Here is a 275-nt window from a genome sequence, read left to right as displayed (position 1 = left end):
ATTTCTTGGGGATGGCTCCAGAAGCTTCCGTTATTGATTCGAGTTCCTTAACTCATTTTCGCAAGTTACGCTTGAAAGACATTAATCTACTGGATTTACTGATCGAAAAAACAACTGAAATCGCAATTGAACAAGGGTTGATTGAAACCAAAGCAGCTTTAATTGTCGATTCTACACACTCCCATTCCCGTTATCGTTCCAGATCTGCGGCTCAATATTTAAATGAACAAGCAAAAGCTGTTCGGAAAGCAACCTATGAATTTGATGAAACCATC

Annotated in this window: 1 pseudogene; it reads left to right on the top strand. The window is 38.9% G+C overall.

What is annotated here, in order from left to right:
* Positions 1–275 (top strand): annotated as a pseudogene (locus tag LZD48_RS18610) (IS5/IS1182 family transposase); the annotation flags it as partial.

This window comes from Oceanobacillus alkalisoli (assembly GCF_021556485.1).
GTDB lineage: Bacteria > Bacillota > Bacilli > Bacillales > Amphibacillaceae > Oceanobacillus > Oceanobacillus alkalisoli.
Note: the sequence above shows the minus strand (reverse complement) of the source record. Positions and strands in the feature narration are given on the sequence as shown.